We start from the raw sequence: 560 nt of genomic DNA, 5'->3' as shown, positions 1-560 counted from the left end.
CCGCTGCTCCTGGTGCCGATCGGTTATGGCGCCATCCTGTCGAATATTCCTCTGGCGGGCATTGCCGATCCCGGCGGAATTTTAACCTATATTTACGATGTGGGCATTACCACCGGCGTCTTCCCTTTGCTCATTTTCATGGGTGTCGGGGCACTGACCGATTTCGGCCCGATGATTGCCAATCCAAAAACCATTCTTCTTGGCGGCGCGGCGCAGTTCGGTATCTTTACCACCCTGCTCGGTGCCCTGTTCCTTTCCGATTTTGTGCCCGGCATTAACTTTTCCCTGTCCGATGCAGCGGCCATCGGCATCATCGGCGGTGCTGACGGACCGACGGCAATTTTTCTCTCCAGTCAGCTGTCGCCACGCCTGCTCGGATCAATCGCCATTGCCGCCTATTCCTACATGGCTCTGGTGCCGCTGATTCAGCCGCCGATCATGCGCTGGCTGACCACGGCCGAGGAAAGAAAGATCAAGATGGTGCAGATGCGCCACGTATCGAAGCTGGAAAAAATTATCCTGCCGCTCCTGGTTCTGATCATCTGTGCCACGCTGCTGCC

1 protein-coding gene is annotated in these 560 nt (G+C 56.6%); it reads left to right on the top strand.

Annotation, left to right across the window (positions count from 1 at the left end):
- Positions 1-560: sodium ion-translocating decarboxylase subunit beta (locus ACYQ8U_RS23175; protein ID WP_459947924.1), on the top strand; the 560-nt coding region annotated here is incomplete at both ends.

The sequence above is a fragment of the Desulfocastanea catecholica genome, assembly GCF_054657295.1.
Note: the sequence above shows the minus strand (reverse complement) of the source record. Positions and strands in the feature narration are given on the sequence as shown.